The sequence below is a fragment of the Nocardia sp. NPDC060220 genome (assembly GCF_042727815.1).
Taxonomy (GTDB): domain Bacteria; phylum Actinomycetota; class Actinomycetes; order Mycobacteriales; family Mycobacteriaceae; genus Nocardia.
Genome location: NZ_JBHWZY010000711.1, coordinates 1 through 3,632, shown reverse-complemented (window position 1 = coordinate 3,632; position 3,632 = coordinate 1). Strand labels below are relative to the sequence as shown.

The following is a 3,632-nucleotide window of genomic DNA, read 5'->3' as shown; positions in this document are numbered from 1 at the left end:
GACCCTGTCAGCAGGGCCGTCGCGCCGGTGATCAGGTCTTACTTTGTTCTAGGGCGCGAATGAAACCCGAGCCCTTCGTCCTGAGCGCCCATCCATGCCGCTTCGTCGGACTTGCTGTCGGGCACGTAGATCGGCTCCGACCTGCGGGGGACGGCGAGTTCCGGCGGTGGTGCCTGCTCGAAGTCCTCGGCGTCGATGACGAGCCGCTCGAGGTCGTTCTCCAGACGACGGATGGTGGCCGCGTCGCCGTAGTTGGAGCGCAGTGCGCCTATCGATTGCCGGAGTTGGCCGACCGCGTAGCGCAGTTCCGCGATATCGCTGCGTGTCATCGTTACCTCCTGTGTATATGGCGGGCATACCGACTCGCCGGATCACGGGCACGCCCGAAAAGCCTCGGGCCGCACTGCACCGAGCTGTGTGACTCACCACACAACGTGATCTCCACCACAATAACGGATCTTTTCGGTTTACGCCCGATGTTGTCGGGGATCACAGGATTGCCATCCGGTAACTGTTGCGTTCACCCGGCGACGGCGTAGCGCGTACGGGCGTCGATGCTCGCCCGCTCGACCAACGCGATGATCGACCGGGCCACCTCCTCCGCGCGTTCGAGGATGACGCTGTGACCCGCGCCCTCGACCCGCACCAGTTCGGCGCCCGCCAGCTGCGAGGCCAGCACCACCGAGTGCGCGAACGGCACCATGAGGTCGGCCGAGCCCGACAGGACGAGGGCGGGCAGATCGCCGAAGTGGGGCAGGGTGTGGGCCTCGTCGAAGTCGAGCAGCGAGCTCAGGAAGCCGGACATGGTCAGCAGCGCGGTCTCGTTGAGCACTGCCGTGGCGATGGCCGAGACGCGCGGATTCACCCGCCGGGTACCCGTGCTCGCCTCGCGGATCAGGGGCGCGAAGATCCAGCGGGACAAGCGCTTCGACGCCTGCATCACTCGCGGTGCGTGCACGACGGCGCGCTGCAGTGAGGCAACGGCGTGCCGGTTGAGCAGCCTGCCGAGGCCGGCCTCGGTGATGCCGCCCGCGGCGCCGGCGATCAGGCCGATCCCGGCGACCCGGTGACCGATGGCCGCCGGATAGAGGCGGGCGTAGGCGAGCACCACCATCGCGCCCATCGAATGACCGACGAGCACCAAGGGGCCGGTCGGGGCGACCGCGCGCAGCACCGCGTCGAGATCGGTGGCGAGCTGGTCGATCGTGTAGGTGGTGTGGTGAGCGTGCCCGGACTCGCCGTGGCCGCGGTGGTCGTAGAAGACCATGCGGGCGTCGGCGTCCCACTCCCGCAGCAGATGTTCGCGCAGGAACGACCAGGATTCGGTGTGCAGGCAGTGGCCGTGCACGAAAACCACGGTCAGGGCCGCGTCCGTGGCGCCGAAGCTGCGGACCGCGATCGGCACGCCGTCATCGGCGACGACGGTGCAGCGACGGCCGTCGGTGTCGGTGATAGGGAAGGTCTTCGACATTGGAGCCTCCTCCGCCTCCGGCGGGACGCACCTTCAGCGGCGGGTCCTGCTGGTGTTTCGGAGAAGGTTTCCAGCGTGTTAGCCGGTCAACCCTCGCGTTATCCACCCGATGCGCAACCGATCCCGGGCAGGCTCATACCGTTACCCAGGAAATTCTTCGGATATCTAGCCCTTGAACTAGAAAACTGTAGATAGTTGTCGAAGAGTCGTTCGGCAGAACTTTCTCAGACTCTCTAGGTGATGCCCTAGAAGCCCGAAGATTTTCATACGCTCCGGAGGTAGCGCCCGAAGTGAGGGACGGTGAAGCCGATGGTGCCGCGTTCGGCCGAGTAGATGAGGCCCTTCTTGATCAGGCCGTCGCGCGCGGGGGACACCGAGGCGGGTTTGCGGCCGAGCTCGGCGGCCACCGCCGAGGTGGCGACCGGGGCGTCGTCGCCGGCGAGGTCGGCCATGGCGCGCATGTACTCGCGTTCGGCCGGGGTCGCGCGTTCGTAGCGGGAGCCGAAGAAACCGACCGCGAGTTCCTCCTCGGCGGCGGGGGAGGCCACCGCGACGTCCTCGGCGGTGATCGGGCTCTCGGGTGCCTGATCCCAGGCCGCCTTGCCGTAGGCCTGCACGAAATACGGGTAGCCGTCGGCTCTTTGATAGAGCGAATCGAGTGCGGTTTCGGTGAACTTCACCTCTTCGCGTTCGGCGGGCGCGATGAGCGCGAGGTCGGCCGATTCGCGGTCGAGGCGATCTATGCGGTGGTAGCTGAACAGTCGCTCCGAGTAGCTTTTCGAGGCCGAGAGCACCGCGGGGAGGTGGGGTAGGCCCGCGCCGACGACGATCAGCGGGGCGCCGTCCTGGCTCAGTTCGTGGCAGGCACCGCAGATCGCGGACACGTCGGCGGGTCCGAGGTCTTGCATTTCGTCGATGAAGATGGCAATGCCGACACCGATGTCGGAGGCAAGGGCCGCAGCCTCTTTGAACAGTTCGATCAGATCGATCTCGATATCGCCCGAGTCGGCGCGGCCGGTCACCGCGGGCACATCGATACCGGGCTGCCACCGTTCGCGCATGCCCTTGTCCGCGGTGGCGCGCAACGCGAAGGCCTTGAGAATGCCGAGGAAATCGTCGACCTGTTCGGCGTTGCGGGCCGACATCGCGATCGCGCGCACCGCCATGTGCAGCGCCGAGGACAGTGGTCTGCGCAGATCCTGGTCGGGTCTCGCTTCGATCTTGCCGGTGCCCCAGCCGCGCGAGATGGCGGCCGAACGAAGCTGGTTGAGCAGCACGGTCTTCCCGACACCGCGCAGGCCGGTGAGCATCACGCTGCGTTCGGGCCGACCGCGGGCGATGCGCTCGAGCACGATGTCGAACGCCGCGAGTTGTTTGTCGCGCCCGGCCAATTCGGGCGGACGCTGGCCGGCGCCGGGTGCATACGGATTGCGCACGGGGTCCATGCCGGACAACCGTAGCGCGTGTGCACGGGAGAATCTCGGTAACTCTGGGCTGTGTCCTAGATACTGCTAGCGAACACGAGACTGTCCTTGGGTCCGAGATGGAGGGTGATGTCCGAGCAACCTGTGTCCGCCGCCGAAATCGTCGCCGCATGGCCGCTGCCGCCGGAAGCGCACCTGGCCGACGCGGTCCGGCGCAACCTGCTGGCGACGCTCGAGGCGACGCTGGAGGGGGGCTACGGCGAAATACCGCCGGAGTCGCTCGCTCACCTGGCGCTCGGACCGATGATGATCGTGCTCGGCAGGCTCGAGGTCGACCTGGCCGACGCCCGAACGCGCATCGACGAACTCGAGCGCGCCCTGCGCGAGCGGCGCACTGGGTAACGCGCCGCGCGGCGCGGACGATGAAATCGTTACTCGCGCCGACACGCCGGTACCGTGGCCTCTGTTCTGGGCTTTTCCGGTCGTAGGAAAACAACTTGCGTGCTTCGCTGGACAGCGCTCATCACAGGCCGTAATCTTCTCGTGACTTAGTGGAGTCTGTCGGTTCGTCAGAGAAGCGGCGCCACTGGGTCACCGCCGAAAAGTCGTTGTCGCCAAGCGATTCGCGACCGAGCGGCGGGAGAGTAGCAAGATCGGAGACTCGTCTCGGTGGGTAAACACAGCTTGCAGCGGGATTCTCGACTGCCGAATTCCGTCAAGGGTGCCCTCGTCATGGG

4 protein-coding genes are annotated in these 3,632 nt (G+C 66.5%); 1 reads left to right on the top strand and 3 read right to left on the bottom strand.

The genetic code is table 11. From position 1 onward, the window contains the following. Positions 1-38 precede the first annotated feature (38 nt). From ACFWF3_RS28225 to ACFWF3_RS28215, 3 genes are all read right to left on the bottom strand, one after another. Positions 39-329 (bottom strand): hypothetical protein, encoded by a 291-nt coding sequence (locus ACFWF3_RS28225; protein WP_056824003.1) that lies wholly within the window; start codon positions 327-329, stop codon positions 39-41. Between the two features lie 191 nt (positions 330-520). Then, the gene (locus tag ACFWF3_RS28220; RefSeq protein WP_379316493.1) at positions 521-1,471 is read right to left on the bottom strand and encodes an alpha/beta fold hydrolase; all 951 of its coding nucleotides are present in this window, start codon (positions 1,469-1,471) and stop codon (positions 521-523) included. 263 nt (positions 1,472-1,734) lie between these two features. After that, the gene (locus ACFWF3_RS28215; RefSeq protein ID WP_378989289.1) at positions 1,735-2,916 is read right to left on the bottom strand and encodes an AAA family ATPase; all 1,182 of its coding nucleotides are present in this window, start codon (positions 2,914-2,916) and stop codon (positions 1,735-1,737) included. A gap of 108 nt (positions 2,917-3,024) precedes the next feature. Between ACFWF3_RS28215 and ACFWF3_RS28210 the strand changes: the two genes are divergently transcribed. Continuing rightward, positions 3,025-3,297 (top strand): hypothetical protein, encoded by a 273-nt coding sequence (locus tag ACFWF3_RS28210; protein WP_378989288.1) that lies wholly within the window; start codon positions 3,025-3,027, stop codon positions 3,295-3,297. Positions 3,298-3,632: the final 335 nt, after the last annotated feature.

What these genes read in the sequence shown, in the direction of transcription:
- ACFWF3_RS28225 (WP_056824003.1), bottom strand. Translation starts at nt 329, where the DNA reads ATGACACGCAGCGATATCGCGGAACTGCGCTACGCGGTCGGCCAACTC.
- ACFWF3_RS28220 (WP_379316493.1), bottom strand. Translation starts at nt 1,471, where the DNA reads ATGTCGAAGACCTTCCCTATCACCGACACCGACGGCCGTCGCTGCACC.
- ACFWF3_RS28215 (WP_378989289.1), bottom strand. Translation starts at nt 2,916, where the DNA reads ATGGACCCCGTGCGCAATCCGTATGCACCCGGCGCCGGCCAGCGTCCG.
- ACFWF3_RS28210 (WP_378989288.1), top strand. Translation starts at nt 3,025, where the DNA reads ATGTCCGAGCAACCTGTGTCCGCCGCCGAAATCGTCGCCGCATGGCCG.